We start from the raw sequence: 25,188 nt of genomic DNA, 5'->3' as shown, positions 1-25,188 counted from the left end.
TTTGTCCGTTTCTCTTCAATTAGTCTATGAAATGCTCAAAACCGTACACTAGGCCGGTAAACTCCATTACTTTCTTCACAGCAACGTTAACGCCAGGCATATAGCCTGCTCGATCATACGAGTCGTGGCGGATCTTCAGCGTCTGTCCGAACGCTCCGAAGATTACCTCTTGCTGTGCGAATACTCCCGGCAGGCGAACGCTATGTATTCTAAATCCATTGTATAATCCGCCGCGCGATCCTTCAATGGTTTCTTCTTCGTTAGGATTGCCTTGACGCAGCTCCTGGCGGCTCTCCGATATCAGCTCCGCCGTTTTGATCGCCGTGCCGGAAGGCGCGTCCAGCTTCTGGTCACCGTGGTACTCGATGATTTCCAGATGAGGCATATATTTAGCTGCTTGCGCAGCAAACTTCATCATCAAGATGGCGCCGATCGAGAAGTTGGGAGCGATGATGCCTCCGATGCCCTGTTCTTTGCATTGCTTGTCCAGATTCTCGATATCTTCAGGCGTAAAGCCGGTTGTCCCCATTACGGGACGAACCTTATACCGAATCGCCAATGCCGTATGGGTTGCAGCCGAATGCGGTGCTGTGAAATCAACCAGCACATCAGGCTTGCCTTCTACCAGAGCTAATTCCAAATCGTTGCTCATCAATACGCCGCAAGGCTCCAGACCAACGAGCCGGCCGGCATCCATCGTCGTATCCGACGTACGGCTTACGGCTGCCGCCAGCTCAAGATCCGGATCATTCAATACCATTTTCACTACTTCACGGCCCATACGGCCGCTGGCTCCAGCTACTGCAACTCTAATTCGACTCATCGCTTGTTATGATCCTTTCTTGTACATGAAATGTCATTGTTCTAAGATTGCATATATTGTTTTAGCCTCATCCGGTACTCTTCAAACAGCTGAATGCCGATCTCGTGCTGAGGATCGAGCTTCAGCAGCTCTCGAATGGCTTGAATCGCGAGACTGTATTCTTTGGCTATGGAATAAGCGATTCCGAGGAGCAAGAAAGCTTCCGATGACAAAGAATCGAGAGCTACGGCTTGCTTCAGGAGCGATATGGCCATCCAGACCTGGCCTTCGCTTTCATTAATATACTTTTCGGCTTGCTGAATGATTTCCTTGGCCCGCAAATGCTGCAGGTGATAGCGGAAATGCTCCTCATCCGGTTCGAGCTGAATTGCTTGGGTGGCATGCTCTATCGCTTTGGAGAGTTTGTTGCTTCTAGCATAAGTAATCGATAGTCTATAATGAAAGGCAGCATTGTCCGGCTCCATCGCAATCGCCTGCTCGAACCATACAATCGCCTGCTCAAAATCATTGCTGAGTATGGCTTCGTATGCTTTCTTGACTAGCTCTTTCCCATCCATCTGCCCATCCTCCTTTAGTTAAAGGTGATGGTACAGCATATGTGTTCTACTCGTTATCGGTGTTTATTTTTGTCCATCTGTTCGCGTCACGAGTACGGAATTTATGCATGATTTTGTCGTGCGCTTCCGTCAGATCGATTCCGAGTGAATTGGCAAAGCAAATCGTTATAAACAAAATATCTCCCAATTCCAATTCGATAGAATTGTCCTCTTCCGTCGGCTTCTTCGGCTTTTCGCCGAATTGGTGGTTCACTTCCCGCGCAAGCTCACCCACTTCTTCCGACATCCGGGCCAGCATCGACAGCGGACTGAAATACCCTTCCTTATATTGCGATATGTATTGGTCGACTTCCTGCTGCAGTTCCTTAAGCGATCGTTCCGTCATCGAGTATGTTCACCAACCTTGTCACTTTGTACAACGCTATATATGTTTTAGATTCCCATTTACCATGTTAACGCAAACAGGTAGGGAAGACAAATTTTTTTTTGCCAAATGATGAGGTATACTAGTAACAACCTGACATGAATCGGAACCTTGAGCAGGGCGGGAGGGAAATGGATTTGCTTACAAAGAAACTAAAAATTTGGTGCCCCATTATGCTGGGAACCGCCATCTATGCGTTCGGTCTGCACTATTTTGTCATCTCGAATGAATTGATGGAAGGCGGCATTACCGGGATCGCGCTGCTGCTGAATTATATTTTCCATGTTCCGCCGTCGATGACGACGCTGCTCATCAATATCCCGTTGTTTTATTTGGGCTGGAGGGTGCTTGGCAAAGAAACAATGTACAATACCGTCATCGGCACGCTGTCATTGTCGTTCTTCTTGTGGGTAATGGAGGTGCTAATACATAACGGCTGGATTGTTCCGTTCCGCTCGGAGCACGATTATTTTCTCGTTACGGCGTATGCCGGTTTAACCTTGGGAGTCGGCCTTGGACTGGTGTTTCGGTACGGAGGGACTACCGGGGGCTCGGACATTATCGTCACTATCGGTCAAAAGTGGATCGGCTGGAGCATGGGACGCGTCATCCTGGCGTTCGACACGCTGGTCATCGGGTCCGCGCTTTTCTTCATTCCGAAGGAAAAAATATTGTACACGTTCGTTGTCGTATTCATTACGACCAAAGTGATCGACATCATTATAGAAGGAGCTTACGCGGCTCGCGCATTCACTATCATTACCGATCATGCGGAAGAGCTTGTAGATGCCATCTCGGAGCATATGGATCGCGGAGCCACTCTCATTCCAGCGGTAGGAGCCTACTCGCGGACGCATAAGCACATGGTATATTGCGTCGTGTACCGGCAAGAAATGAAAAGGCTTAAAGACATCGCCCGAACCGTCGATCCTCGTTCTTTCATCATCATTACCGAGGTTCATGACGTTGTCGGGGAAGGCTTTAAGCCGGAATAAAGCAGTACAGCAGGGTTAAGCCTCATCGTTCTTTCTTACCGGAACAAGCCCGTTATCTTTCTTGGACAAGCGCCAGCCGGCGAAGCCTAGCGCAGCAATAATGACCGATCCGATGGCTACCGTCCACAGAATCGGATCGTTATCATCGACTACCGGTAAAAAGGCCGTCGTATCCTTTTTCAGGAAGAGCTTGTCGATCAATTGCCTTACTTGGGGCAGTACATTATCAATCGGCTGATACGGCTGCTGCTCCGTTCGGGCTTGTCCGGCAATGAACGTGATCAAGGAACGGAATTTATCTACGTCCACCGGATCGCGGCTGATCAGCAAGCTCGGGATAATGATCGTAACATGCCTGTCCAATACGGAGACGGCCTTCTGGAACTGTGGAAGCTTCTGCTCCTTGCCGGCTTGCTCGACACGGTTCACATCTTCCTGCAGCAACTTGTAATATTGCAACCACATCGGCTGCTCCGGATGCGAGAGCGCATCCGTTGCAAGTCTGATTTGCGCAGCGGCTATTTGCCCCTCCTCGGGAGATACGCGGACGGAATTGAACAGCTTTTTCCCCTGAGTTACGGATTCAGTTAGCGCATTCAAGCCTTCGAGCGTCGTTAGCCCCTCATATCGAATGGTAGTGACTTGATCGCTTACTTGTTGAAGCAGAGCTCGTCCCCCATCCAAATCCCCCTGCATGACCTTCTTATACATATCGTCGGCTGTCTCGTTAAGCAGCTCCACCCTTTGCAGCTGTTCTGTGGATGGCTTCGGTTCGACGGACTCTATGGGCTTGTCCCCTTTACTGCAACCCGCAACAAGCTGTATTCCCAACACAACGACAAGCACGAGGCCAAGGCTTCTCCAAGTGCCTCTATACAACATCGGACATCCCTCCTCTTACCATCATCCTATGGAGGGATGTCCACATTTAGACCTCGCGCTTCGCTAAAATTTCTCTTATCTTATAGATAACCCAAGCCACGATAATACTTACGATACTAAGCTCAATGGTGAAAGCGGCGATCGTCGGCAAGTCATCCATCAGCGGATCCGGAAGCCACGGGAACACCCCATAGACGTAATCCATAAAGTCGTTCAGCAACGTCCATGCCGCGACGGCGATGATAGGCCAAATTCGGTATGTGTATAACCGTAAATATAACAACGCTTCCGCCGCCATCCCCAGGTGAGAGATCGTAAGCATCCAGTCCTGCCACACGATTTCGCTTCCTTGGTAAGCGCCCGCCCAGATCATGGATACGGCCCAGATGCCATATTTGAAGGAAGTTACTACTCCGAACGCTTCGACAAAGCTGCGAAACCAGGAGCGCCGGGGCTCGCCGTTCCTTTTGTAGGAGTCCACAAGCAAATACACGATAGTGCCTGTAAAAAATAAGCTTGCCGTCGGGCTGTCAGGTACAAAGGGCAAGTAGGCGGGAGACATCGTGTCAGCCGTATAGGTCATTTGTTTCCAATACCATTGATACCCGTAAATCGTCCCCAAAAAGTTGACCCAAAACAAAGACCATAGCATAAACCGGCCGGATAGGAACGCTTTGGAAACATAGGTGCGAATCGACATGCTAAGCAATGGGCTACCTCCCTAAGAGAAAGACCTGACCGCTGCCGGTCAGGTCTTTGCACTACTCTTTCTTCTGTTTGGCCAGCCAGTCAGCCATCTTGTTGATGTCTGCGTCGGTCAAGCCCTTCTTGATGTTCTCATCGTATTGAGCGGACATGTTGCCTTGTCCCTTTTTGATGATGTTCATAATTTCATCCTTGCTGTGCTTGTCACCGATTCCGCGAAGAGCAGGAATACCGGACGACGGCATACCTTTCAGTTCACCGCCATGGCAAGCGATACAAGTCGATTTCTTGAAAATTTCAGCGCCCGGATCGTCAGGAGCCACGATAGCCGCTGCTGCAGCAGGCTTCTTCGCTCCGCCTCCGCCGCTTTCGCCTTTACCGGCATGCATTTCTTCTTCACGCTTGATGTGCTCAGGAATGATGTTCTTTTCCTTAAGCTCGTGTTGATAGTGGCTCCAGGAAGTAACAGTCAAATACGTACAAGCGATCAGCGTTAAAATCATCAAAGAAGATGCAATAGGACGTCTGTAAAAACGTCTTTCTTTGCCTGTATCCAGGAAAGGAGCAAGCATCAAGCTGCCGAACAAGATGCCCGGTACACCCAATGTTCCCAATACGAGGAATTGATCGGATGTATAAGGGTATTTCAACAATTGGTACATAAACAAGAAGTACCAGTCAGGCATTGGAATAAATTGCGTATTGGTAGGATCCGCAGGATAACCCAACGGTGCAGGCTCGGATACAACAAGAGCCAAAATCCCAACCAGAACGACGACCCCAACCATCCATTCTTTCAGAAGGAAGTTCGGGATAAATACTTCGGATTTGCCCGGATATGCCGAGTAATCCGGCTGAACCATTCTCGAAGATTTCGCGCGAACACGGGAATCTCCCACATAAACGATTTTTTCGTCAGACTTATGGCCGTGTGCCAAATTCCGCCCCTCCTTACTTCTTTAAGTGTCAGAAAGGCCATCAGGACAACCGATGGACATTTTCTGCACGCAAGAAAAACCACCGTTACAACGCAATCGGCCTTCCCGGAGGATCAGCCGACACGCGCCCGGTATCTCATTCATTTTATAGCGGTCCGGAAATCCCTTGCTTACGAATCATGAAGAAGTGTCCCGCCAGCAATGCAAGCAAAGCTCCTGGCAAGAAGAACACGTGTAAGGCAAAGAATCGAGTCAACGTTTGTGCACCGACAATCTCGCCGCCCTGCAGGAACGTCTTCGCATAGCCACCGATAAGCGGAGCGGATTCAATGATCTTCAGCGTAACGCTTGTTGCGAAGTAAGCTTTGTTATCCCAAGGAAGCAGGTAACCTGTCAAGCCCAGACCCAACATAACGAAGAAGATCAGAACGCCGACGACCCAGTTCATTTCGCGAGGCGCTTTATACGAACCTGTGAAAAATACACGCAGCGTATGTAAGAACATCATGACGATAACCAAGCTGGCTCCCCAGTGATGCATACCGCGGACAATAACTCCGAACGCTACTTTATGCTGCAGATAGTCAACACTTGCATACGCGTTAATAATATCCGGCACATAGTACATCGTCAAAAACATACCGGACAAAATTTGAATAACCGTGATAAAAAACGTCAATCCACCAAAGCAATAAACAAATGCGGAAAAATGGTGTGCCGGGTTAACGTGTTCAGGAACCTCGTGATCGGCAACATCTCTCCACATCGGCGTGATATCAAGACGTTCATCAATCCAGTTATACATGCTTTTAAACATCCGATGTTACGCCTCCTTATACCCTTTTGTTAGGACCAAGTTGTCCTAAATAAACGAAGCCGTTCTCTACCTTCAGTTCGTATTGATCCAAAGGCAATGGCGCTACGGCAAGGTTCTTACCGTCAACCGTGTAGTGTGCGCCGTGGCAAGGACAAAAATATTGATCCTTATAGTCCGGGCTTGCGTTCCAGTTAACCGTACATCCAAGATGCTTACAGGTCGGATTCAAAGCAAAAATCTTGCCTTCCTTGTCCTTGGAAATCCAAGCTTCCAGCTCGACATCGCTCTCATACCAGCCGTCAACCTGATGCACTTTAAATTTAAATGCTTTCGGAACGCTCTCGATCTTCGTTTCTTCGACGACCTTCACCCAAGCCGCTTGCGATTTCGGTTGAAGTACCGGATCGACAGCAAAGCGAAGCATAGGAACAATCATTCCGGCGCCCATGAATGCGGAAGCCCCACCAAGGGTATAGGACAGAAACTGCCTGCGGGACATCTCGCGACGTTTAACCGGCCGTTCACCTTGATGCTGCGCATCATGACTATTGTGCTGACTCATTCTCGTTCTACCCCCTTTTGCAACATATATCACGTCGTTCGACATAACTTTACACCACATACTAGGACATTACTAATAATAGCTTACGACTCTAGGTGCGTCAAGAATGTTGACTTCCATTTCGAGCCATCAAATCTTGTCCCTGCTGCAACATTTAACGAAATTGTCACATCTGTTCACAAAGGGAAATAGTATGTCCCATAACTTAGAATTAGCAAAAAAGGTACCGTTCATACACGGTCCGGGAACGTTACATCCCTGTCCACAAAGTTTGCAGGCTTACTGCGATTTTCTCTTTAATTTCCGGCATGGATGTTGACAGCTGCTCAGGGCTAAGAACGAATACGAGGTCCGCATGCTGCTCGTCCGATGCAAGCTGCTCCAGTCCCTCTGCCTCGGCGGAGATAACAACGACATAAGGGAAGCGCTCCTTCAAGCGCCGGACAACGCCGGCCAGAAGAGCCATATCCTCTTCTCCTTCTATATAATGAAAGGCAGGATACGTCAGCACTCTTCCTTTATAAGGAATTTCAAAGCAGTCCAGCGCGTCCCTGAGCGCTTCGAGAGCACGGGTCGCCTCCCAAGGCTCTTCATCCCCGGTCAGCCCGGTAACCGGCAGCAGGCAAGTATCCACGTAAGGCTTAAGTTCGTTCCATGTTGAGCTTTCCACATCGCTAAATTTCATCGTCGTTCCTCCATCAGCTGGCTTCATATGATCTCACTCTAACACAAAAAAAAGACATATGAGTGGAATTCATATGTCTTTCAAAAAGATGTCATAATTCAGGTCCAGGAGTTGTATCGGTTATGTTCCATTACTGTGGAGCGATTTCAGTTCTGTAGTGAGGGCTAGAAACGATACTTCGTCTCCTTTTGCCAAAGCCAAATCAATTTCTCTGTACAAATACTGCTCCCTGTATTTACGCACGGCTTCATCAAGCACCATTTCCGCAAACAAGCTCAGCATCATATCATTGGAAACATTCATTTTGCCCATAGAACCTACCTCCAAACCTAATGGCATATTCATATTGTTAGAGCTTAAGGCTTAGCCTGCTGCCTGTATTCGCTGCCTTTCTTCACATAGCTTTCCATCGTTCGCTGCATTCTTTGAAGATCGCTCTGCTGCAATTCCCTTACGACCTTGGCAGGTGAACCTAGTGAAAGAGTGTACGAAGGAATGTGCTTGTTTTCGGTAACCAACGAACCTGCCCCTACTAAAGCATATTCATCAATCTCTGCTCCGTTAAGTACAATAGCCCCCATGCCGATTAATGTGCCTTTACCTATTTTGCATCCGTGAATAATGGCGCCGTGTCCTACGGATACTTCCTCCGCAACGATCAACGGCTGGTCAGTATTCACATGTCCTATGCATCCGTCCTGTATATTGCTGTTACGTCCGATCCGAATGGGAGCCAAGTCTCCTCTGAGCACGGTATTGTACCAAATGCTCGCTCCTTCTTCAATTACCACGTCACCGATAATTTGAACCCCGTCGGCAAGAAAGACGGTAGGGTGAATTTGCGGCATAATGCCGTTATAGCTGTGCAGCATGTTGACTACTCCCCTTTTCCAATAGATGGTGGAGTGATTTTAGCAATACTCCGAATCATTGTCAAACGGGATCTCGATTTTGTCATCCTCCGCAACGTAGCTCCCTTGAATGACACTGCTGCCCAGCTTCGTAACCTGGATGACCGTCCCGGCGTCCTCGGCTTCACCGATTCGAATTAATCCGAGATGCATCATCATCTGCAAAATCCGCTGCTCCATGATCGACTCGGCAGAATCGTAATAAAAGGGCCGTATTAAAGGAAGCAATGCTTCCTTTAGCGATTCCGCCGTCACCCAGCTTTTCGACAGCTTATCCATCCAATGGACAAGCGACTGCAGGTTGGGAATGGCTCCCTTGTATAGACGCAGCCAAAACCGGTACACCTGTACAATATCCTCTTTGCGGGCTTGGCTTAGACGTTCCCTGCCCTTCTCGCTCAATGCGAGAACCTGGTTATGCTCCGTTATCAAATCGGCATAATAGCAATAATCATAGATGAGCGAGAACCGATTCGGATAATCCTTGAACAGCCGGCCGTAGCCGAACCGCCAAGCTGTCTTGCCTACCGTCTCCTCCTTGACGGAGAGCCGGTCCAGCACCTGCTGCAGCTGCCTTTTATACATCGTATTGTCCGCCGTCAGCACCGCTTCGTTCTGCTCAATGTAGTGCAGAAAATGATAGATGTCATCGATGATCAGCTTCTGCTCATCGCGGTATACCATCGGCTCGCTCGTGTAAACCAGCTGCTTTTGAAGCTGTTTGGTCAACGCTTCGCTAAATCTTCGTTTCAAATCGTTAGGAACCTGAAACAAATACCTTGTGTTCTGCGAATATCCGTTAAACAGCCAGCCGCGCTGCTTGAACCGGGAGATCATGTCCCGCGGATTCCAGCCTTCATTCTCATCTTTCACAAAACGGCTTTGCTGCACCCGCGCAATAAGCTCCTCCAGACTAAATGAGCCTCGCTGATCGAAAATTAAGGAGTTCAAGAAGCGGATGTCTTCGATCGACAGGTCAATGACTTGACGCTCGAACACTTCTCTGCGGCTGACCATTGAGAGAATCGACTGAATGAGCTCATTTTTGGAGTGACCGTTGCATTCGCAGTTGTACGTATGGGCAATTCGGCTCAAGTCCTGAATGTCCGCATAACTTAACATGTCCGCCAGATTCATCGTACGACACCTCCAAGCTTGCTTAGTACCATTATGGGAATTTGTGCCGAATTTAAACGCTCCAAAGGAAATTTTCATGATGGATGTCTTTTGAAAACAAAAAAAGCCCGCTGTCGTATGCGGACTTCTTCTATATGTTCGGATCACATTTCTGCTAAGTGCGCCGTGCAATTCATCAATGCGCAGCTCCACCCTGAGGCTTCTTTATTCATGATGGTAAGCGAAGTATTGTTCAGGTGGGATTCCACGGGATTGCCCAGCATGGATTCTATTACCGGGGCGATATAACCGCCGTGACTGACAAGCAAAATGCGCTTCCCTGGATGTGCCTGCTCCAGCTCCTGAAGGAACGAATTCCACCGCTCAAGCAAAGCCTCATCCTTCTCCATACCCAGCTCCAGCCCTCTCCAGCCTTCGCCCCACCGGGAAATTCGCTCCTCCAGCGTCGTCCCTTCCACTTGCCCGAACGAACGCTCGCGAAGCCGCATATCCATTCCGATCAGAGGAGTGCCGGTAGCTTCAGAGATCGTAAGCGCCGTCTGCTTGGCCCGCAGTAAGTCGCTGGAGACAATCCCGTCCCATGCCTCTCCCTTTAACCGCTCAGCCAGCAGCTTTGCCTGCAGCAATCCGACTTCCGCGAGCTCCGTATCCATTTGCCCCTGCATCTTGCCGGCCAGGTTCCATTCCGTAGTACCGTGTCGAATAAAGCCTAAAGTGATCAATTCATTCCGCCTCTCTCTCTCCTGTAAGTGTTACTTCTATATAGGACTCCAAAAAAATAAAATGCCCCGAAAGGGGCAATTTCGCGCTAGACTACGATCGAGTTCTGGACAACCAGTTCATAATAAGAAGTGTACAAGTAAGGCCGAGCAGCGATACAAAAATCATATAATCCTTGAACGTATGAATCGGTCCGACTTGATACATGAACGGTTCGCTGAAGCCCTTCAAGCTTGCCACAGCCGATGGCATCGTATGTACGTTCATCGACTCCGATTTGCTTCCGGCTACTACGACCGGATCTCCTATCCGCCCGAAAACGGAAGAATCCGTAGTTGCAGCGAGCGTATCAGGTGCAGGCGAATGGGTGATCGAGTAAACAAACGAGAATATGAACAGCGCCAGGCAAAAGGCGATTACGGCCGTTATATTCCGGCGAAACTTATAGGATATGGAGTACATGCGATCCGCAACGGGAACTCTCCACGACTCATCCTGATAAATCCGGTTCATTACGTTCCGCGAGATCGGCGACTGGCTCTCTTCGAACGGCTCGTGCCCGGCCGCAGATTTAATCAATTCCGTACTCTCCAGCCATATTTCAAACTCCGCCGCGCAGCTGCGGCAATGCTTAATATGCTCATCAACACGCTGGCGTTTTAAATCATTCTCCGGCAAATCCCAATAGACGCCCAGCAGCTCTTGAATATCATCACATTTCATCATCATTTCATCCCTTCAATCTCCTCAAATATGGGATCAAGAAAGTATGGTTCCAATTGGAGCTTTACACTCGCCCTTGCCCTGAACAATAAGGATTTCACCGAGCTTACGGTCTGCCCAAGGATATTGGCAATCTCCTGATAGTCCAATTGATCGTATTCGCGTAATATAAGCGCTGACCTTTGCTTCTCAGGTAAATTGTTAATAGCGTCTCGAACCATCGATACTTTCTCATTACGCAGCATGGATAGCTCCGGCATGACGTCTTCCCCTGCAAGAGGCTCATGCTTTTGCTCTAAAGAAACCTTAATACTTTTATTTTTACGCAGCTCGCTTAGCACCGTATTCCTGGCTATCGTATACAACCACGTGGAAAAAGTCGCCTCGACCTCCCGGAATGAATTCAAGCTCCGATATGCCTTATAAAAGGTTTCGTTGCATAGATCTTCCGCAAACGACTCCATTTGTGCGCTCTTCAGCATGTGATAGATAAAAGCCAGTATTTTACGCTCATAACGACGCATTAATTCATCGTAAAGCTGGACGTTACCGTCCTTGATCTCTCTGATCAACTGGGAATCGGTCATCAAAATACGACCCTCCTTGTGATTCCTAGCTTACCCCCAGTGATTCTTACTTGTTTGACTATAAGGGAGTAAAAAAGTTGCGGTATATTTTAAAAAAAATTAAGAATAATGTGGTTTCTTTATTTTATTCGGTAAACTTGGTCAAAAATCCTGCTTAATCGACATCTTTCATACAACTTTCAGAATTACTTCCAAAAAAAGGTGTATATTGTTACTACTATTGTACGACTCGAACTTCAAAAAATGGTTACAAAACAAAAAAAATAACCGCCTATAAAAGGCGGCTGCACAGAGTGCAAATATTCGGATAGGAGTGGAGAGAAACCATACTGTACTTTTATTATATGTATACGTTTTCAAAATGTCAATACTTTTTTGAAAACGTTTTAATTTTTATTATAAAAAAGAAAACTATGCGTGAACCGCATAGTTTTCCTTGTTCAACAACTCGGCCGCTTTATCCATTTGGTACTCGTCTCTAAAGGAAAGACGAAGCACACCCGGGACATCCTCCCGGCTCTCGATAATCTGGATATTGCTCAAGTTGACTCTGTGATTGCCAAGGAGCGTCGCAATCTGGCCGATAATACCCGGATGGTCAGGGATATCTACATAGATCTCATACACCGAGGTCAGGACGCCTTTACGCCTTTCCGGCAGCGCAGAACGAAAGTCATTCGCCATGCGGAACTGTTCTGCAATCCCTGCCCCATCGCCCTGCTTTAGCAGCTCTATGAACGAAGCGATCTCCAGATTCCAGTCCTCCAGCAGCTTCAGTACGACATCCCGGTTATCGATCAATATATCTCGCCAAACGACAGGATCGCTGGACGCGATTCTCGTGATATCCCGGAACCCGCCTGCCGCCAGATTCGAATAGAGTGCGTTATCCCCATTGTACCGAGCAATTTGATTGACCAATGCAACGGCAATAATATGCGGAAGATGGCTGATAGCACCGACCACATCGTCATGCAGACGAGGATCCACTTTGACGAGCTGCGCTCTCGTATGCAGGAGCAGACCGGCCAGGCGGTCATACACCTCTACAGGCGTCGACTGCTCCGGTGTGAGCACGTAGAACGCATTCTCGTACAATAGCGATGTGGCAGCTTCTACGCCCGACTTCTCTTTGCCGGCCATCGGGTGCCCGCCGATAAAGAACGCATCCTTGAACTGAAGCTTGGACGCAAACTCCGCAATCGACGCTTTGGTGCTGCCGACGTCGGTAATAATGCATCCGGGCTTCAGAGGAAGCTCCGAAAGCCTCCTCAAGTAGTCCTCTATGTTGCCGACAGGGACGCAGACGAATATAAAGTCCGCATCCTGAGCCGCTTCTTCCATCGAAGTCGTTGCATGATCGACAACATTCCGCTTCAAGTATTTATCTACAGACGACTGGCTGTTCGAATGGCCTACAACCGTAATTCCAGGCTTCCCCTTGAAGCACAGCGCCAAAGATCCGCCGATCAGCCCTACGCCAAAAATTGCAATTTTTGTCATGAATAAGTTCCTTTATTTTGTTTTATACGGGAAGAGTCTCCGCTTGCCTTACTTGCCTTAGGCAATGACGGCTACTTCCTCCAGCACTTGCTTGAGAGCGCCGATAAACTTCTCGTTTTGCTCCTGGCTTCCCACGGTTACGCGCAGCATGGTCGGAAGGCCCCAACCTGGATCGTGGCGTACGATAATCCCTTTACGCAGCAGCCCTTCGAATACGGCATTGCCCGGACGCTCGACGTCTACCATGATGAAGTTACCGTGTGCGGAGTAGTAGTTCAGCTTCAGCTCATCGAATTGAGCGGACAAATAGACGATCCCCTTGGCATTCGCCTCACGGCAATCCGCGATGAATTGCTCATCGGCCAGAGCAGCCACTGCCGCTTTCTGGGCAAAGCTTGTCGTATTGAACGGCTCGCGAACCTGATTGATCGACTTGATCACATCGGGATGTCCGATACCGTAGCCGATACGGAGCGACGCCAAACCGTAAATTTTCGAGAACGTACGCAGGGTGATCACATTTTTGTATTGGTTAACCAATCCGATGCTATCGGGATATTGGCCGCTCACGTTGTACTCGGCATAAGCTTCGTCCAAAACGATCAGCACATGCTCCGGTACGGCATTGATGAAGTCGACAATCTCCTGATGCGTATTCATCGTGCCCGTAGGGTTGTTAGGGTTGCACACCCAAATAATTTTGGTGCGCTCGTTCACTTTGCTCAGCATGCCTTGCAGATCGTGGTATCCATCCACGCAAGGAACCTCGATGCATACCGCGCCTTCTATTTCCGCATTATGCTTATATTGCGGGAATGTTGGCGAAGCCATGATCGTTTCGTCTCCAGGCACGAAAAAAGCGCGCGCAAGCATCAAAATAATTTCGTCCGAGCCCGCTCCGAAAATGACTTGGTTCGATTCCACGCCAAAATGGGCAGCTACCGCATTCGTTAATTCCACCGCGCCGCCATCCGGATATATGCTAGTTTGCTCAACACTTGCAATAATGGCTTCTTTCGCTTTCGGAGAGCAGCCGAACGGGTTTTCGTTGGAAGCGAGCTTAATAACTTCCGTCAAGCCCAACTCTCTCTTTACTTCTTCCATAGGTTTGCCTGGTTTATACACCGGCAGGTGGACAATGTTCTTCTTAGGCTGCACGCTGGTCACCTCATTCGATAATTGGTTCTAACTAAGGCAAATGCGTGTTCAATAATGAACACGCTCGCACTATTAATGGCAGTTCAAAAAGTTGTCTTTAGATCACGAAGGCATAAGAAGCTCAATTCGACTTCTCACAACCTTCATGGTTCTGAAACTCAACTTTTTGAACTGTAATGCTATTAATTCTTTCCTATTAATTTTCTCACAAATTCGTGAATTTGCAAGAGCGCTTGTGAACGAGTCTCATCCTGTTCAAATAAAGGCAGTACTTCTTCCACCTGACGAACCAGTGCGCTGCCGACGACAACGCCGTCGCAAATCTCTGCGAATCTAGCAAATTGTTCATTTGTAGAGACACCGAAGCCGATAGCAACAGGCAAAGAAGTCGACTGCTTGACGGTTTCTAAGAAGCCATCGATGCCGCTGTGGAATTCCGTTCTTGTCCCGGTAACTCCGAGCGAGGAAACGCAATAGACGAAGCCGGAGGCACGCGAAACAATACGGCGAATCCGGTCGTTCGACGTTGGTGCGACAAGCGGAATCAAATGAATGTTGTACTCGGCTGCCCGCTTGCGTACCTCTTCATCCTCTTCCATCGGAAGATCGGGAATAATAAGGCCGCTGATATCGCTCTCCTGCAGCATCGGGAAAATGCGGTCTAGACCGAACTGCAGAACAGGATTGTAATAGGTAAAAAGAATAAACGGCAGCTCGCAGCCTTCGCTCCGTGCTTGACGAGCCGCATTCATCACATCCAGGATGGATACTTGATGATTTTTCAACGCGCGCATCGAGGACCGCTGAATAACCGGACCGTCGGCTAGCGGATCGGAGTACGGTACTCCAAGCTCTACAATGCTCGCTCCGGATTGCTCCAGCTGCTTAATAATATCGACGGACGTCTTCAGGTCCGGATCGCCTATGGTCAGAAAAGGAATAAATGCAGGCTGCTTGCGCTCCTTCAGCTCGGCAAACGTGCGATCAATGCGATTCATGAACAGCACCTCCCAAGTAGCCCATAATCGCTTCCACGTCTTTATCTCCGCGGCCGGACAAGCTGACGACAATAATCTCGTCTTTCCCCATCGTAGGAGCAAGCTTCATCGTTTGAGCGATGGCATGAGCGCTTTCCAATGCCGGAATGATTCCTTCCGTACGGCTCAGCAGCTGCAGTGCCTCCAAGGCCTCTTTATCGGTAATAGGATAGTATTCGGCGCGGCCGGAATCCTTCAAATACGCATGCTCCGGTCCAATTCCCGGATAGTCCAGTCCTGCGGAGATCGAATGCGCTTCCTGCACTTGACCGAATTGATCCTGCAGCAAATAGCTCATGGAGCCCTGGAACACGCCGTGGCTGCCTTTGGTCATCGTTGCCGCATGCTCTTTCGTATCGATCCCTTTACCAGCCGCTTCCGCGCCGATCAAACGGACACCCTCGTCTTGAACGAACGGATAGAAAATACCGATCGCGTTGCTTCCTCCGCCTACCGCCGCTACTACTGCATCCGGCAGCTTGCCTTCGAGCTCTACGATTTGTCTGCGGGACTCGTCTCCAATAATGCGCTGAAAATCGCGAACCATCATCGGATACGGATGCGGGCCGGTTGCAGAGCCAAGAATGTAAAACGTATCGTCGACATGGCTCACCCAGTAGCGCAGCGTTTCGTTACACGCATCTTTAAGAGTTTTCGTACCGGAAGTAACAGGGACAACCTCCGTACCCAACAAGTTCATTCGGAATACGTTCAGCTGTTGGCGCTTCATGTCTTCTTCGCCCATGAATACTTTACATTCATAGCCTAACAGCGCCGCTACGGTTGCGGTAGCTACACCATGCTGTCCTGCCCCGGTCTCGGCGATCAGCTTCTTCTTACCCATCCATTTGGCCAGAAGACCTTGTCCGAGCGAGTTGTTGATTTTATGGGCACCCGTATGGTTCAGGTCCTCGCGCTTCAAGTACACTTTGGCCCCGCCCAAGTGCGCGGACAGCCTCTCGGCATAGTACAGGGAGGTCGGTCTGCCGGAATACCGGTGGAGCAAATAGTTCAGCTCCTGCTGGAACTTCTCTTCTTTTACGAATTTCTTGTAAGCTTCTTCCAATTCAATCAGTGCGTTCATCAAAGTTTCGGGAACGTAGCGCCCTCCGAATTTACCGAACCGGCCATGATCATCTGGAACGTTATACATGATGCTTCACCCTTTCGACAAAGCTGATAATTTTATTCCGATCTTTAACGCCATCCGTTTCAACACCGCTCGATACGTCCACTCCATCCGGCGCATAGGCGCCGAGCAGCTCTCCAACATTGTCCGGCTGAAGCCCTCCCGCAACGAGCAGAGGAATCCCAGCATGACGGCACCACTCCCGATATGGCGGAATGGTTTCCCAAGAGAACGTTTTGCCGGAGCCTCCGCCGTATACCGGATCGAACGTATCCAGTAACAAGGCATCGACGATTCCGATATACGGATTCAACACTGCTGCAATCGACTGCCGTGCGGATTCGCTGCTGCCGGCAGCATCCCCTTGGTTCGCCTGGCTAACCGATACGACCTTCCACAGCTTGACCCCAGGAAAAGTCTCACGGATCCAGCGGCATTCCTCCGGTGTCTCCTGCCCGTGCAGCTGCAAAATATCGATAGGCGCCTCCGCTATAATTGCGGTCAGCTCTTCCCTTGTCGGGTTTACCAGCACCCCGACGGTAAGCGGAGCGGAATTGCCCGCTTCCCGGTAATCCTTAATGACTCGGATCATATCGCTTGCTTGCGCCGGCGTAACCTGACGCTTGCTTTTGGCAAACATCAATCCGATATAGTCAATCGGCAAATGCAGAATGGATTTGAGCATCTCCGAATCTTTTAGCCCGCATATTTTTACCGTAGTCATCTTGGCAATCCTTTCGCCGCTTCGTAGACGCCCATCAGATCGTGTACCGCCTGCCCGACGACCGGCTGCCGCATGAAGTGCTCTCCGATCAGAACGGCTTTGGCGCCTATCGACTGCAAATAGCCGATCTCCGAAGGCTGTGAAATCCCGCTCTCGCTGACTACTGTTACATGGTCAGGTATATGGATAATCAGCTGCTCCGTCGTTTTCAAATCCGTTACGAAGGTTTTCAAGTTCCGGTTATTGATTCCAACCAATGTAGGGTTCAATTCGAGCACACGGTCCAGCTCTTCCTTATCATGCACTTCAATCAGCACATCAAGTCCTATGCTTCGGGCCGCTTCGCTGAACTGCTTCAGCTGCTCCGTCGTCAAGATCGCGGCGATCAGCAAAATCGCGTCGGCTCCGATGCAGCGGGCCTCATAGATCTGATGAAGATCGATCGTAAAATCCTTCCGCAGAATCGGCACCTTCACCGCTTGCCTGACTTGAGACAAATAGTCGTTCGAGCCTTGGAAATAGTCCACGTCGGTCAGAACCGAAAGGCAATCCGCACCTGCGCTTACATAAGCCTGCGCAAGCTTGACAGGCTCGAAATCTTCCCGGATAAGCCCCTTGGACGGAGAAGCCTTCTTCACTTCCGCAATAAGCCCCATGGAGCGGTTCCGACCTGAGGATATCGCTCTCTCGAATCCTAGGCAGGAAGGCAAGGACGCAATTTGCCGCTCCATTTCGGCGATGGTGATTTTCTCTTTCAATGCAGCAACCTCGTGCTGCTTGGTCGCAACGATTTTATCAAGAAACATGTCTGATTTCTCCTGTGAATTGGACTAGCTCCTGCAATTTGGACGATGCTTGCCGCGAATCGATCACATGAGCCGCATATTTGACGCCTTCCTGCAGCGTTGCGCACTTGCCGGTAACATAGAAGCACGCGCCGGCATTGGCCAGGACGATATCCCGGCATGCTCCGGTAGCGCCTTGGAACACGCTGCGAATAATCTCGGCGTTCGTAGCCGCGTCTCCGCCTACAACTTCCTTCAAGCTGTAGCTGCGCAGCCCGAGCGCGTCCGGTGTCAGGTCGTAGGTTGTAATATCCCCGTTCTTGAGCTCCGTAACCTGGGTCGCATCCGAGATGCTGATTTCATCCAGTCCGTCGAAGCTCGCAACAACCAATGCACGTTTGACGTCCAATGCCCGCATGACGTGCGCCATCGTCTCTGTTTTGCCTCGATCGAAAATGCCGAGCACCTGACGGTCGGCGCCTGCCGGGTTCGTTAACGGGCCAAGCAGGTTGAACACCGTCCGTACGCCAAGCTCTCTTCGCGGGCCCGCCGCATGCTTCATCGACTGATGATAGCGTTGGGCGAACATGAAGCAAATGCCTACCTGCGCGAGACAAGCAGCAGCTTGCTCCTGGTCCAGCTCGATATTGACGCCCAGAGCTTCCAGCACGTCCGCGCTTCCGCTCTTGCTGGACATGGCCCGGTTGCCGTGCTTGGCAACGCGCACCCCGCCTGCTGCGGCTACTATTGCCGCCGTGGTGGATATATTGAACGTGTCCGCACCGTCGCCGCCGGTTCCGCATGTGTCGAGCAGATTGACCTGCTCGGTTTGTACGCGGTTGGCCTTAAGGCGCATTGCTTCGGCAAAGCCGGTGATTTCCTCGATCGTCTCACCCTTCATACGAAGCGACGTGAGGAAACCTCCGATCTGCGATGGTGTAGCCAAACCGTCCATGATGTCGGACATGACAGCCTTCGCTTCCGCTCGTGTCAAATGCTGCTGCCCGATAATTTGTTGAATCGCCTGTTGAACCGTAACCGTAACTTTAGTTTCCATGTGAACTGCCTCCCCATTTTATATAAGCAGCCGACATTGGCTCCGAAGCCCTTCGGCTGAAAGAGCATTTTTTAATAGTAGTCGTGGTTAATAGCCGCATGAGCCAGCGGTTTGCGGGCGAACACCGCTTCCGCCGTACGAATGGATTTGAGCATCCCTTTCGCTTTATTGATCGTTTCCTGGTACTCGCTCTCGGCAACGGAATCCCATACGATTCCCGCTCCGGCCTGGACATACGCTTTGCCGTGCTTGAAAATAATCGTACGGATCGTGATGCACGTATCCATATTGCCGGAGAAGCCCAAGTAACCGATGGCGCCTGCATATGCGCCGCGGGCTTCATTTTCCACTTCCGCTATAATTTCCATCGCTCTCAGTTTAGGTGCTCCGGAAACGGTTCCTGCAGGCAAGCAGGAGATGAAGGCATCGAAGAAATCCTTATCCTTCGCGATTTTACCTGTTACGTTGGACACGATGTGCATGACGTGGGAATAACGCTCCACCTGCATGAACGTATCGCAATGCACGCTGCCGAATTCGGAAACGCGGCCGATATCGTTGCGTCCCAAATCGACTAGCATCAGGTGCTCCGCACGCTCCTTCTCATCTGCCAACAGCTCACGTTCGTATGCCGCATCCTCCTCCGGCGTTTTACCGCGTGGACGAGTGCCTGCGATCGGCCGGGTTTCGACCCGTTCTTCCTCTACGCGCACCAGCAGCTCGGGTGAAGTACCGACTATGACTTCGTCGTCCATCTTGAGACAATACATATAAGGAGAAGGGTTCATCGTTCTCAGGATCCGGTATACGTGAAGCGGCGACACGTCGGTTTCAATTTCAAACCGCTGCGACAGCACCACCTGGAAAATATCGCCTGCGCGAATATACTCCTTAGCTTTCTCCACGTTCGAGACAAACTGCTCTTTGGTCAAATTGGACTTGATCTCGCCAAGCTCAATATCTTCCGGAATCGGCTGCTGCGGGACTGCCAATGCGGGAACCGGACGCTTCAGCCGTTCGATCGTCTCTTCGATTTTGGCGCAAGTCGCTTCATATGCGACAACAATTTCGGCGTCCGAGCCATGATGGGGAACATGGACGTTCGCTATGACCTTCAACTGCTGCTTGAAGTGATCGAATACGATGACTTGGTCGCAGAACATGAATTGAATGTCGTTCATCTGCAGATCATCCTTGCGGTGAGCCGGCAGCTTTTCATAATATTGCAATAGATCGTAGCCGAAAAATCCGACCGCTCCGCCTGTAAATCGAGGTAAATCAGGCAAAGCAGGGCTTGAATAAGATCTCAAGTAAGCTTTCAGCACATCAATCGGCTTCTCGATCGATGCTTTCACTTCATTCTGGCTTTCGATTCGGGTCACGCCGTTTTTGGCTGTGATCATCAGGAACGGATCCGTGCCGATAAAAGAATATCGCGCCCATTTCACTCCGCCCTCTACGCTTTCCAACAGAAATGCGCGCTTCTCCTGATAAAATTGCTGGAATACGCGAATCGGCGTTTCCGTGTCGGCCATCAAAGAACGGACAACCGGAATCAAATTGTACTGCTTCGACAACCGGATGACTTCTTTCGCTTCGGGTGTGTACATCATCGCTCTCTCTCCTCTTCTCAACTCAATCGATTCTAAGCTCATTTCATGGTAAAAATAAAAAAACCTCTACGTCAAAGTAGAGGTGGTTTCGCAGATGATCATAACCGTCCCGTCGCTCCTGTGCCACAAAAAAGGCAACAATAAATAAACATAAGTGCATATAGCTGCACACAGGGCTATGGCGTTTCACTCGGCTCTTCTCTGGCTCTGCTCAAACTAAACTCTCGCTCTACTCTGCTCAACTGATCTTACAAATCACTACCGTAACTATACTATGGCTCTTATGCTTTTGTCAATTTGGATAAATCGGGACGAAGACGCATCGCTTCCTTCAAATACACATGCACGATTTCATCCTGTCTTTTTTCCGTATTGGTCATGACCATCAGACGGATACATTTAGGCAGGCTGCCCTCAACCGGGACCTCCAACGAGCACATCAGCGGAACAAGCTCCCAGCCTGGCAGCTGACGAACCGCAACCGCCGGGAATGTCGACGTCAGATCGTTTGTTACCGTAATGTACACACATGCGAGATCTTCCGGATGAATCTCATTTTCCGCGATGATTTGATCCAGCAGCTCTCTGGTCGCTGTCAATACTTCTTCCTTCTCATCATGCTCTACCGTAGTAGCGCCGCGTATTCCTCGTACGAACATGGATTATGCCTCCTGTTTCAGTTGCTCTACGACTTCTCTCACCCATGCCGCAGAAACGTTTTTGTTGATCTCCACTTTGCCGATTTCCGTCGGTATGATGAAAACCATCGTTCCTTCCTGGAACTTCTTATCGTGCATCATCGCGTTCATAATAGCATCCGTATCCAAATGCGCAGGCAGTCGGGTCGGAAGCTCAAAACGCTGCAAAATGCTCTTCGTTCTCGTATAAATGTGCTCCGGGTGACCCAATCGGAGAGCCAGCTTCGCCGCACCGACCATACCGATGGAAATGGCTTCACCGTGCTCAAGCTCGCCGTAGTTGGCTACCGCTTCCAGCGCGTGTCCGATGGTGTGCCCCAGATTCAAAATCGCACGAAGCCCGTTCTCCTTCTCATCCTGGGATACGACGATGGACTTCACCTTACAGCCTTCGTACAGGCCGTGTTGAAGCGCTTCTTGGTCCAAGGAGAGCAGCTTCCCGGCATTTTCCTCCAGCCATGCAGTGAACGCCTCGTCCCAAATGAGACCGTGCTTGATCATCTCGGACAGCCCCGCACGCACGTCACGCGGAGGCAGCGTCCTTAATGTCGCCGTATCGTACAATACCATTTCCGGCTGATGAAACGCGCCGATAATGTTTTTCGCCTTTGGATGGTTTACCGCCACCTTGCCGCCGACACTGCTGTCATGCGCCAAAATGGTGGTAGGAATTTGCACGAATCGAATTCCGCGCATGTAGCTGGCGGCAACGAAGCCGGCCAAGTCTCCTACAACGCCTCCGCCCAATGCGATGACCGTTGACTTCCGGTCCAATCCCGCATCCAGCGCAGTAGCCACCACTTCCTCCAGGACGTGCAGAGATTTGGACTTTTCTCCGGAAGCAACGATATGTGTTACAACGGTATAACCCGCTTCCTTCAGCTTGCCCTCTACATGCCCAAGATGGTACTTGGCGACATTGGTGTCCGTAACAAGCAGCAGCGGCGATGCCTTGCCAATACCGTGCTTGCCGAACAGACTGCCGATTTGCTCCAGAATGCCCTCCCCGATATAAATCGGGTAGGAACGCTCCCCTAAATCAACCGTTAGCTCTTTCATCCGATTCACGCCCCGCTTCTAATAACTTTTCACTTGCTCCAAAAAGCTATTGTAATTATTGCGGATTTCTTCCAGCGAATCTCCGCCGAACTTATCCAAGAATGCGCTCGCCACTTCCCAAGCGACGATGTTCTCCATAATGACGCCCGCCGCAGCGACCGCACAAGTATCGGAACGCTCCACTTGAGCCGTGAATGATTCTTTCGTATCGATATCGACGCTTTGCAGCGCTTTATACAACGTCGAAATCGGCTTCATGACACCGCGAACAACAATCGGTTCCCCTGTGGTCATGCCGCCTTCAAAGCCGCCTGCGCGATTGGATGCGCGATAGAAGCCTCTTCCTTCCTCGTACATGATTTCGTCATGCACCTTGGAGCCTCTCAGCTTAGCCGCTTCGAACCCGATGCCGATTTCACAGCCTTTGAACGCCTGAATCGACAAAACCGCTTGCGCAATACGTCCGTCCAGCTTGCGGTCCCATTGCACATGGCTTCCGAGTCCTACCGGAACGCCTTCGATTACGCACTCGACAATACCGCCGAGCGTGTCGCCGTCTTCCTTGGCTGCATCGATCGCTGCGATCATCTTCGCTTCCGCATCCTTGTCCACTACGCGGAGCGGGGATTCCTCCGTAATGCGGATCAGGTCTTCGATCGGCAATTCCTGGCGCTGAACCTCGATTTCGCCGATGCGAATAACCTGGCTCGCCACTTTAATGCCGAATGCGGACAAAAGCTGACGAGCTACCGCACCTATCGCTACACGCATCGTCGTTTCTCTGGCGCTCGAGCGCTCCAGAATGTTGCGAAGATCCCGTTGATTGTATTTCAAGCCGCCGTTCAAATCAGCATGTCCCGGACGAGGGCGGTTCACTCTGCGCTTCGTCTCATCGCTGCCTTCGATCGGTTCGATATTCATAACAGACGTCCAATGCTTCCAATCGTTATTCTCTACAACGAGCGCAATCGGAGCTCCTGTTGTTTTGCCGTGTCTTACCCCTCCGACAATGCTCGCGGTATCTTTCTCGATTTGCATGCGGCGCCCGCGGCCGTAGCCTTTTTGGCGGCGTGCCAATTGAAAGTTCACTTCTTCAAAATCGATGGTCACATTGCTTGGAAACCCTTCAATGATCGCAGTAAGCTGCGGACCATGCGTTTCCCCTGCTGTTAAATATCTCACGTGTTTGTCCCCTTTCGTCCTATCCCCAAAAAAGCGAAAACGTTCCGAACGGAACGCTTTAGCGCTTTTATGTACTCCATTCATGTGCTAATTATAGTATAGGCGCCACCGTTTGACAAGAAATCGTCGCAAATCCTCTAATAGGATGAAAGCTTGAAAGTCCGTCTAAACGCAGTCGCTATCGGCTGCAAAATAAAAGATACGCTAGCGCAGCTACAAAGCTGCAGAAGCGTATCTCCGGGTTGTCGCGTTATGCAAAAGTTCAGCCATTCACGTGCTGTTTTTTCATGGAACCGGAAAGCTCTTTAAGCTCTGGCTCATTCACCATACCCATCACTTGCAGCGAATCGATGCCCAATATTTGCGCACATTCCTGCATTGTGATGAAGCCTCTCCGGTAAGCTGTAATCACCTTACGTTTGTCCATCAGGTCCCTCCTGAACTTTGTCGACTATTCACAGTATTGGAACGGATGGAAAAACTTATACCTCCAGGCTCAGCTCTTTCTCCGATAAAAAAACGTTTCTGCCGGCTCCAGATCGTACTGTCCCGGGGAGAAGATTTGCTCCGTGCTGCCGACGAACAAGATGCCGCCGGGCTTCAAGGCATTCGAAAATTTTTGATATAATAAGTGCTTTGCTTCTTCGGTAAAATAAATCATCACATTGCGGCAAATGATCAGGTCGAACTGGGTATCGAACGTATCTGTTAGCAGATTTTGCTTTTGATACCGGATTTCCCGTTTCAGCTCGTCCGTAATGGAATACGTCAGATTCTCCTGCTTGTAATATTTCTTCAAGTAGCTCTGTGGAACGTCCCGAATGGAGCGATCCGAATACACCCCGGTTTTCGCTTTCCCCAGAGCCCCTTCATCAATATCCGTAGCAAGAACGTGCGCATCCTTCAGGACATTCAATTCCGCCAGGATCATCGCCAGCGTGTAAGGCTCCTCGCCCGTAGAGCAGGCGGCGCTCCAGCATTTGAGCTTGCGGGACTTGCGGATCATCTCCGGCAAAAACGTCTTCTCCAGCACTTCCCATCGGTTCGGGTTACGCCAGAACTCCGACACGTTGATGGTCATCCGGTCTAGAAATTCGTAGAAGAGCTCCTTGTCCTTCGCCATAGCGTCGAAGAAGGCCGCGAAGGTCGAATAGCCCTTTTTCAGCCTCAGCGTGGTCAGACGCCGTTTCATTTGAGCTTCTTTATACTGGGCCAAATCTATGGACGTGTAATCTTTAACCTTCTTGATGAATAAAAGAAAATCCTGGTCTTCCATGCAGCCATCCCCGTCCTAGATCCACTGTTGTATCGCCTTCGTGTATTTTACCAGCTCATGTTCCTGGAAAAAGTTAGCAATCTCTCTTTGCGCGCTTTCCACTGAATCCGAGCCGTGAATCAGATTGAATCTCGTATGTATAGCATAATCGCTGCGGATCGTTCCGGGTGCGGCCTCCAGCGCATCGGTCTTGCCGATCATGGCTCTGGACAGCGCGATAACTTGATCGCCTTCCCATACCATCGCGAATACGGGACCTGCCGTAATAAATTCGACGAGCTTGGCGTAGAAATCTTTGCCCTTGTGCTCGGCATAATGAAGCTCGGCCAGCTCCGTTGACATTTGAAGGAACTTGGCTCCGACCAGCTGAAACCCTTTTTGTTCGAACCGTTTGACAATCTCGCCAATCAGACCGCGCTGTACGCCGTCAGGCTTTACCATTAGAAAAGTGCGTTCCATGATCCTATTCCCCCTTTGACTCAATATATCACACATCATGTG

General features: G+C 50.1%; 30 protein-coding genes. 1 reads left to right on the top strand and 29 read right to left on the bottom strand.

What is annotated here, in order from left to right; all coding sequences use genetic code 11:
- Positions 1-19: 19 nt before the first annotated feature.
- Genes dapB through ACFQ88_RS00710 form a run of 3 tightly spaced genes read right to left on the bottom strand, consistent with a single transcriptional unit; the run spans position 20 to position 1,765 of the window.
- Complete coding sequence (gene dapB, locus ACFQ88_RS00720; protein ID WP_239634424.1) at positions 20-823, bottom strand: 4-hydroxy-tetrahydrodipicolinate reductase; 804 nt, start codon at positions 821-823, stop codon at positions 20-22.
- 41 nt (positions 824-864) lie between these two features.
- On the bottom strand, positions 865-1,380 hold the full coding sequence (locus ACFQ88_RS00715; protein WP_379451311.1) for a tetratricopeptide repeat protein: 516 nt from the start codon (positions 1,378-1,380) through the stop codon (positions 865-867).
- A gap of 46 nt (positions 1,381-1,426) precedes the next feature.
- The gene (locus ACFQ88_RS00710) at positions 1,427-1,765 is read right to left on the bottom strand and encodes a nucleotide pyrophosphohydrolase (RefSeq protein ID WP_239634422.1); all 339 of its coding nucleotides are present in this window, start codon (positions 1,763-1,765) and stop codon (positions 1,427-1,429) included.
- 170 nt (positions 1,766-1,935) lie between these two features.
- On the opposite strand from ACFQ88_RS00710, the gene ACFQ88_RS00705 reads away from it, so the two are divergent.
- On the top strand, positions 1,936-2,799 hold the full coding sequence (locus ACFQ88_RS00705; protein ID WP_239634421.1) for a YitT family protein: 864 nt from the start codon (positions 1,936-1,938) through the stop codon (positions 2,797-2,799).
- A gap of 15 nt (positions 2,800-2,814) precedes the next feature.
- Here ACFQ88_RS00705 and ACFQ88_RS00700 read toward each other — a convergent pair whose 3' ends face one another.
- From ACFQ88_RS00700 to ndk, 26 genes are all read right to left on the bottom strand, one after another.
- Positions 2,815-3,681, bottom strand: coding sequence for a sporulation protein YpjB (locus ACFQ88_RS00700; RefSeq protein ID WP_379451310.1), 867 nt, complete (start codon positions 3,679-3,681; stop codon positions 2,815-2,817).
- Positions 3,682-3,727: 46 nt separating this feature from the next.
- Positions 3,728-4,381 carry a DUF1405 domain-containing protein gene (locus ACFQ88_RS00695; protein ID WP_239635373.1) on the bottom strand — a complete coding sequence of 218 codons (654 nt, stop codon included), beginning with the start codon at positions 4,379-4,381 and terminating at the stop codon, positions 3,728-3,730.
- Between the two features lie 61 nt (positions 4,382-4,442).
- On the bottom strand, positions 4,443-5,324 hold the full coding sequence (locus tag ACFQ88_RS00690; protein WP_239634419.1) for a menaquinol-cytochrome c reductase cytochrome b/c subunit: 882 nt from the start codon (positions 5,322-5,324) through the stop codon (positions 4,443-4,445).
- 145 nt (positions 5,325-5,469) lie between these two features.
- Complete coding sequence (gene qcrB, locus ACFQ88_RS00685) at positions 5,470-6,141, bottom strand: menaquinol-cytochrome c reductase cytochrome b subunit (RefSeq protein WP_239634418.1); 672 nt, start codon at positions 6,139-6,141, stop codon at positions 5,470-5,472.
- Positions 6,142-6,157: 16 nt separating this feature from the next.
- A complete protein-coding gene (locus ACFQ88_RS00680; RefSeq protein ID WP_275590473.1) occupies positions 6,158-6,703 on the bottom strand; it encodes a Rieske (2Fe-2S) protein in 546 nt (181 codons plus the stop codon).
- A 250-nt stretch (positions 6,704-6,953) separates the two neighbouring features.
- Positions 6,954-7,388, bottom strand: coding sequence for a DUF2487 family protein (locus ACFQ88_RS00675; RefSeq protein WP_379451309.1), 435 nt, complete (start codon positions 7,386-7,388; stop codon positions 6,954-6,956).
- A 120-nt stretch (positions 7,389-7,508) separates the two neighbouring features.
- On the bottom strand, positions 7,509-7,700 hold the full coding sequence (locus tag ACFQ88_RS00670) for an IDEAL domain-containing protein (RefSeq protein ID WP_239634416.1): 192 nt from the start codon (positions 7,698-7,700) through the stop codon (positions 7,509-7,511).
- Positions 7,701-7,744: 44 nt separating this feature from the next.
- On the bottom strand, positions 7,745-8,260 hold the full coding sequence (locus ACFQ88_RS00665) for a gamma carbonic anhydrase family protein (protein WP_239634415.1): 516 nt from the start codon (positions 8,258-8,260) through the stop codon (positions 7,745-7,747).
- 39 nt (positions 8,261-8,299) lie between these two features.
- Positions 8,300-9,436, bottom strand: coding sequence for a hypothetical protein (locus ACFQ88_RS00660; RefSeq protein ID WP_379451308.1), 1,137 nt, complete (start codon positions 9,434-9,436; stop codon positions 8,300-8,302).
- Positions 9,437-9,579: 143 nt separating this feature from the next.
- Complete coding sequence (locus ACFQ88_RS00655) at positions 9,580-10,158, bottom strand: histidine phosphatase family protein (RefSeq protein ID WP_379451307.1); 579 nt, start codon at positions 10,156-10,158, stop codon at positions 9,580-9,582.
- A gap of 91 nt (positions 10,159-10,249) precedes the next feature.
- Positions 10,250-10,885 (bottom strand): anti-sigma factor family protein, encoded by a 636-nt coding sequence (locus ACFQ88_RS00650; RefSeq protein ID WP_239634412.1) that lies wholly within the window; start codon positions 10,883-10,885, stop codon positions 10,250-10,252.
- Positions 10,882-11,466 (bottom strand): RNA polymerase sigma factor, encoded by a 585-nt coding sequence (locus tag ACFQ88_RS00645; protein ID WP_239635371.1) that lies wholly within the window; start codon positions 11,464-11,466, stop codon positions 10,882-10,884. Before ACFQ88_RS00645 ends, ACFQ88_RS00650 begins: the two co-directional genes overlap by 4 nt.
- Before the next feature lie 411 nt (positions 11,467-11,877).
- Positions 11,878-12,969: a prephenate dehydrogenase gene (locus ACFQ88_RS00640; protein ID WP_379451306.1), complete on the bottom strand. Its 1,092-nt coding sequence runs from the start codon at positions 12,967-12,969 to the stop codon at positions 11,878-11,880.
- A gap of 57 nt (positions 12,970-13,026) precedes the next feature.
- Positions 13,027-14,127 carry a histidinol-phosphate transaminase gene (gene hisC, locus ACFQ88_RS00635; protein WP_379451305.1) on the bottom strand — a complete coding sequence of 367 codons (1,101 nt, stop codon included), beginning with the start codon at positions 14,125-14,127 and terminating at the stop codon, positions 13,027-13,029.
- 182 nt (positions 14,128-14,309) lie between these two features.
- Positions 14,310-15,125, bottom strand: coding sequence for a tryptophan synthase subunit alpha (gene trpA / locus ACFQ88_RS00630; RefSeq protein WP_239634409.1), 816 nt, complete (start codon positions 15,123-15,125; stop codon positions 14,310-14,312).
- Positions 15,112-16,317, bottom strand: coding sequence for a tryptophan synthase subunit beta (gene trpB, locus ACFQ88_RS00625; protein ID WP_239634408.1), 1,206 nt, complete (start codon positions 16,315-16,317; stop codon positions 15,112-15,114). The genes trpA and trpB overlap by 14 nt, the downstream gene beginning before the upstream one ends.
- Complete coding sequence (locus tag ACFQ88_RS00620; RefSeq protein ID WP_379451304.1) at positions 16,310-17,017, bottom strand: phosphoribosylanthranilate isomerase; 708 nt, start codon at positions 17,015-17,017, stop codon at positions 16,310-16,312. Before ACFQ88_RS00620 ends, trpB begins: the two co-directional genes overlap by 8 nt.
- Entirely contained in the window at positions 17,014-17,823 is an 810-nt protein-coding gene (gene trpC, locus ACFQ88_RS00615; protein WP_239634406.1) for an indole-3-glycerol phosphate synthase TrpC, read from the bottom strand. Before trpC ends, ACFQ88_RS00620 begins: the two co-directional genes overlap by 4 nt.
- Positions 17,813-18,859 carry an anthranilate phosphoribosyltransferase gene (gene trpD, locus ACFQ88_RS00610; RefSeq protein WP_239634405.1) on the bottom strand — a complete coding sequence of 349 codons (1,047 nt, stop codon included), beginning with the start codon at positions 18,857-18,859 and terminating at the stop codon, positions 17,813-17,815. Before trpD ends, trpC begins: the two co-directional genes overlap by 11 nt.
- Positions 18,860-18,930: 71 nt before the next feature.
- Positions 18,931-20,469 (bottom strand): anthranilate synthase component I, encoded by a 1,539-nt coding sequence (trpE, locus tag ACFQ88_RS00605; protein WP_379453511.1) that lies wholly within the window; start codon positions 20,467-20,469, stop codon positions 18,931-18,933.
- 284 nt (positions 20,470-20,753) lie between these two features.
- Positions 20,754-21,131, bottom strand: coding sequence for a chorismate mutase (aroH, locus tag ACFQ88_RS00600; protein ID WP_239634404.1), 378 nt, complete (start codon positions 21,129-21,131; stop codon positions 20,754-20,756).
- Between the two features lie 3 nt (positions 21,132-21,134).
- Entirely contained in the window at positions 21,135-22,229 is a 1,095-nt protein-coding gene (gene aroB / locus ACFQ88_RS00595) for a 3-dehydroquinate synthase (RefSeq protein WP_239634403.1), read from the bottom strand.
- 18 nt (positions 22,230-22,247) lie between these two features.
- Positions 22,248-23,411, bottom strand: coding sequence for a chorismate synthase (aroC, locus tag ACFQ88_RS00590; protein WP_379451303.1), 1,164 nt, complete (start codon positions 23,409-23,411; stop codon positions 22,248-22,250).
- Positions 23,412-23,673: 262 nt separating this feature from the next.
- A complete protein-coding gene (locus tag ACFQ88_RS00585; RefSeq protein ID WP_239634401.1) occupies positions 23,674-23,838 on the bottom strand; it encodes a hypothetical protein in 165 nt (54 codons plus the stop codon).
- Positions 23,839-23,907: 69 nt separating this feature from the next.
- Complete coding sequence (locus ACFQ88_RS00580; RefSeq protein WP_379451302.1) at positions 23,908-24,687, bottom strand: CheR family methyltransferase; 780 nt, start codon at positions 24,685-24,687, stop codon at positions 23,908-23,910.
- 15 nt (positions 24,688-24,702) lie between these two features.
- On the bottom strand, positions 24,703-25,146 hold the full coding sequence (gene ndk / locus ACFQ88_RS00575) for a nucleoside-diphosphate kinase (RefSeq protein ID WP_239634399.1): 444 nt from the start codon (positions 25,144-25,146) through the stop codon (positions 24,703-24,705).
- Positions 25,147-25,188 lie beyond the last annotated feature (42 nt).

The sequence above is a fragment of the Paenibacillus sp. NPDC056579 genome, from assembly GCF_042793215.1.
Taxonomy (GTDB): Bacteria; Bacillota; Bacilli; order Paenibacillales; family NBRC-103111; genus Paenibacillus_S.
The sequence above is the reverse complement of the archived record's forward strand: the minus strand, read 5'-3'. Positions and strand labels throughout refer to the sequence as shown.

Bases quoted from the DNA above. Each gene is read 5' to 3' on its own strand.
- trpC (WP_239634406.1), bottom strand. From the start codon at position 17,823: ATGTTTCTTGATAAAATCGTTGCGACCAAGCAGCACGAGGTTGCTGCA.
- ACFQ88_RS00650 (WP_239634412.1), bottom strand. From the start codon at position 10,885: ATGATGATGAAATGTGATGATATTCAAGAGCTGCTGGGCGTCTATTGG.
- ACFQ88_RS00680 (WP_275590473.1), bottom strand. From the start codon at position 6,703: ATGAGTCAGCACAATAGTCATGATGCGCAGCATCAAGGTGAACGGCCG.
- trpA (WP_239634409.1), bottom strand. From the start codon at position 15,125: ATGAATCGCATTGATCGCACGTTTGCCGAGCTGAAGGAGCGCAAGCAG.
- ACFQ88_RS00710 (WP_239634422.1), bottom strand. From the start codon at position 1,765: ATGACGGAACGATCGCTTAAGGAACTGCAGCAGGAAGTCGACCAATAC.
- ACFQ88_RS00675 (WP_379451309.1), bottom strand. From the start codon at position 7,388: ATGAAATTTAGCGATGTGGAAAGCTCAACATGGAACGAACTTAAGCCT.
- qcrB (WP_239634418.1), bottom strand. From the start codon at position 6,141: ATGTTTAAAAGCATGTATAACTGGATTGATGAACGTCTTGATATCACG.
- trpB (WP_239634408.1), bottom strand. From the start codon at position 16,317: ATGTATAACGTTCCAGATGATCATGGCCGGTTCGGTAAATTCGGAGGG.
- ACFQ88_RS00705 (WP_239634421.1), top strand. From the start codon at position 1,936: ATGGATTTGCTTACAAAGAAACTAAAAATTTGGTGCCCCATTATGCTG.
- trpD (WP_239634405.1), bottom strand. From the start codon at position 18,859: ATGGAAACTAAAGTTACGGTTACGGTTCAACAGGCGATTCAACAAATT.
- ACFQ88_RS00695 (WP_239635373.1), bottom strand. From the start codon at position 4,381: ATGTCGATTCGCACCTATGTTTCCAAAGCGTTCCTATCCGGCCGGTTT.
- ACFQ88_RS00620 (WP_379451304.1), bottom strand. From the start codon at position 17,017: ATGACTACGGTAAAAATATGCGGGCTAAAAGATTCGGAGATGCTCAAA.
- ACFQ88_RS00580 (WP_379451302.1), bottom strand. From the start codon at position 24,687: ATGGAAGACCAGGATTTTCTTTTATTCATCAAGAAGGTTAAAGATTAC.
- dapB (WP_239634424.1), bottom strand. From the start codon at position 823: ATGAGTCGAATTAGAGTTGCAGTAGCTGGAGCCAGCGGCCGTATGGGC.
- ACFQ88_RS00660 (WP_379451308.1), bottom strand. From the start codon at position 9,436: ATGAATCTGGCGGACATGTTAAGTTATGCGGACATTCAGGACTTGAGC.
- trpE (WP_379453511.1), bottom strand. From the start codon at position 20,469: ATGTACACACCCGAAGCGAAAGAAGTCATCCGGTTGTCGAAGCAGTAC.
- ACFQ88_RS00640 (WP_379451306.1), bottom strand. From the start codon at position 12,969: ATGACAAAAATTGCAATTTTTGGCGTAGGGCTGATCGGCGGATCTTTG.
- ndk (WP_239634399.1), bottom strand. From the start codon at position 25,146: ATGGAACGCACTTTTCTAATGGTAAAGCCTGACGGCGTACAGCGCGGT.
- aroH (WP_239634404.1), bottom strand. From the start codon at position 21,131: ATGTTCGTACGAGGAATACGCGGCGCTACTACGGTAGAGCATGATGAG.
- aroB (WP_239634403.1), bottom strand. From the start codon at position 22,229: ATGAAAGAGCTAACGGTTGATTTAGGGGAGCGTTCCTACCCGATTTAT.
- ACFQ88_RS00645 (WP_239635371.1), bottom strand. From the start codon at position 11,466: ATGACCGATTCCCAGTTGATCAGAGAGATCAAGGACGGTAACGTCCAG.
- ACFQ88_RS00670 (WP_239634416.1), bottom strand. From the start codon at position 7,700: ATGGGCAAAATGAATGTTTCCAATGATATGATGCTGAGCTTGTTTGCG.
- ACFQ88_RS00585 (WP_239634401.1), bottom strand. From the start codon at position 23,838: ATGGACAAACGTAAGGTGATTACAGCTTACCGGAGAGGCTTCATCACA.
- ACFQ88_RS00665 (WP_239634415.1), bottom strand. From the start codon at position 8,260: ATGCTGCACAGCTATAACGGCATTATGCCGCAAATTCACCCTACCGTC.
- ACFQ88_RS00715 (WP_379451311.1), bottom strand. From the start codon at position 1,380: ATGGATGGGAAAGAGCTAGTCAAGAAAGCATACGAAGCCATACTCAGC.
- ACFQ88_RS00700 (WP_379451310.1), bottom strand. From the start codon at position 3,681: ATGTTGTATAGAGGCACTTGGAGAAGCCTTGGCCTCGTGCTTGTCGTT.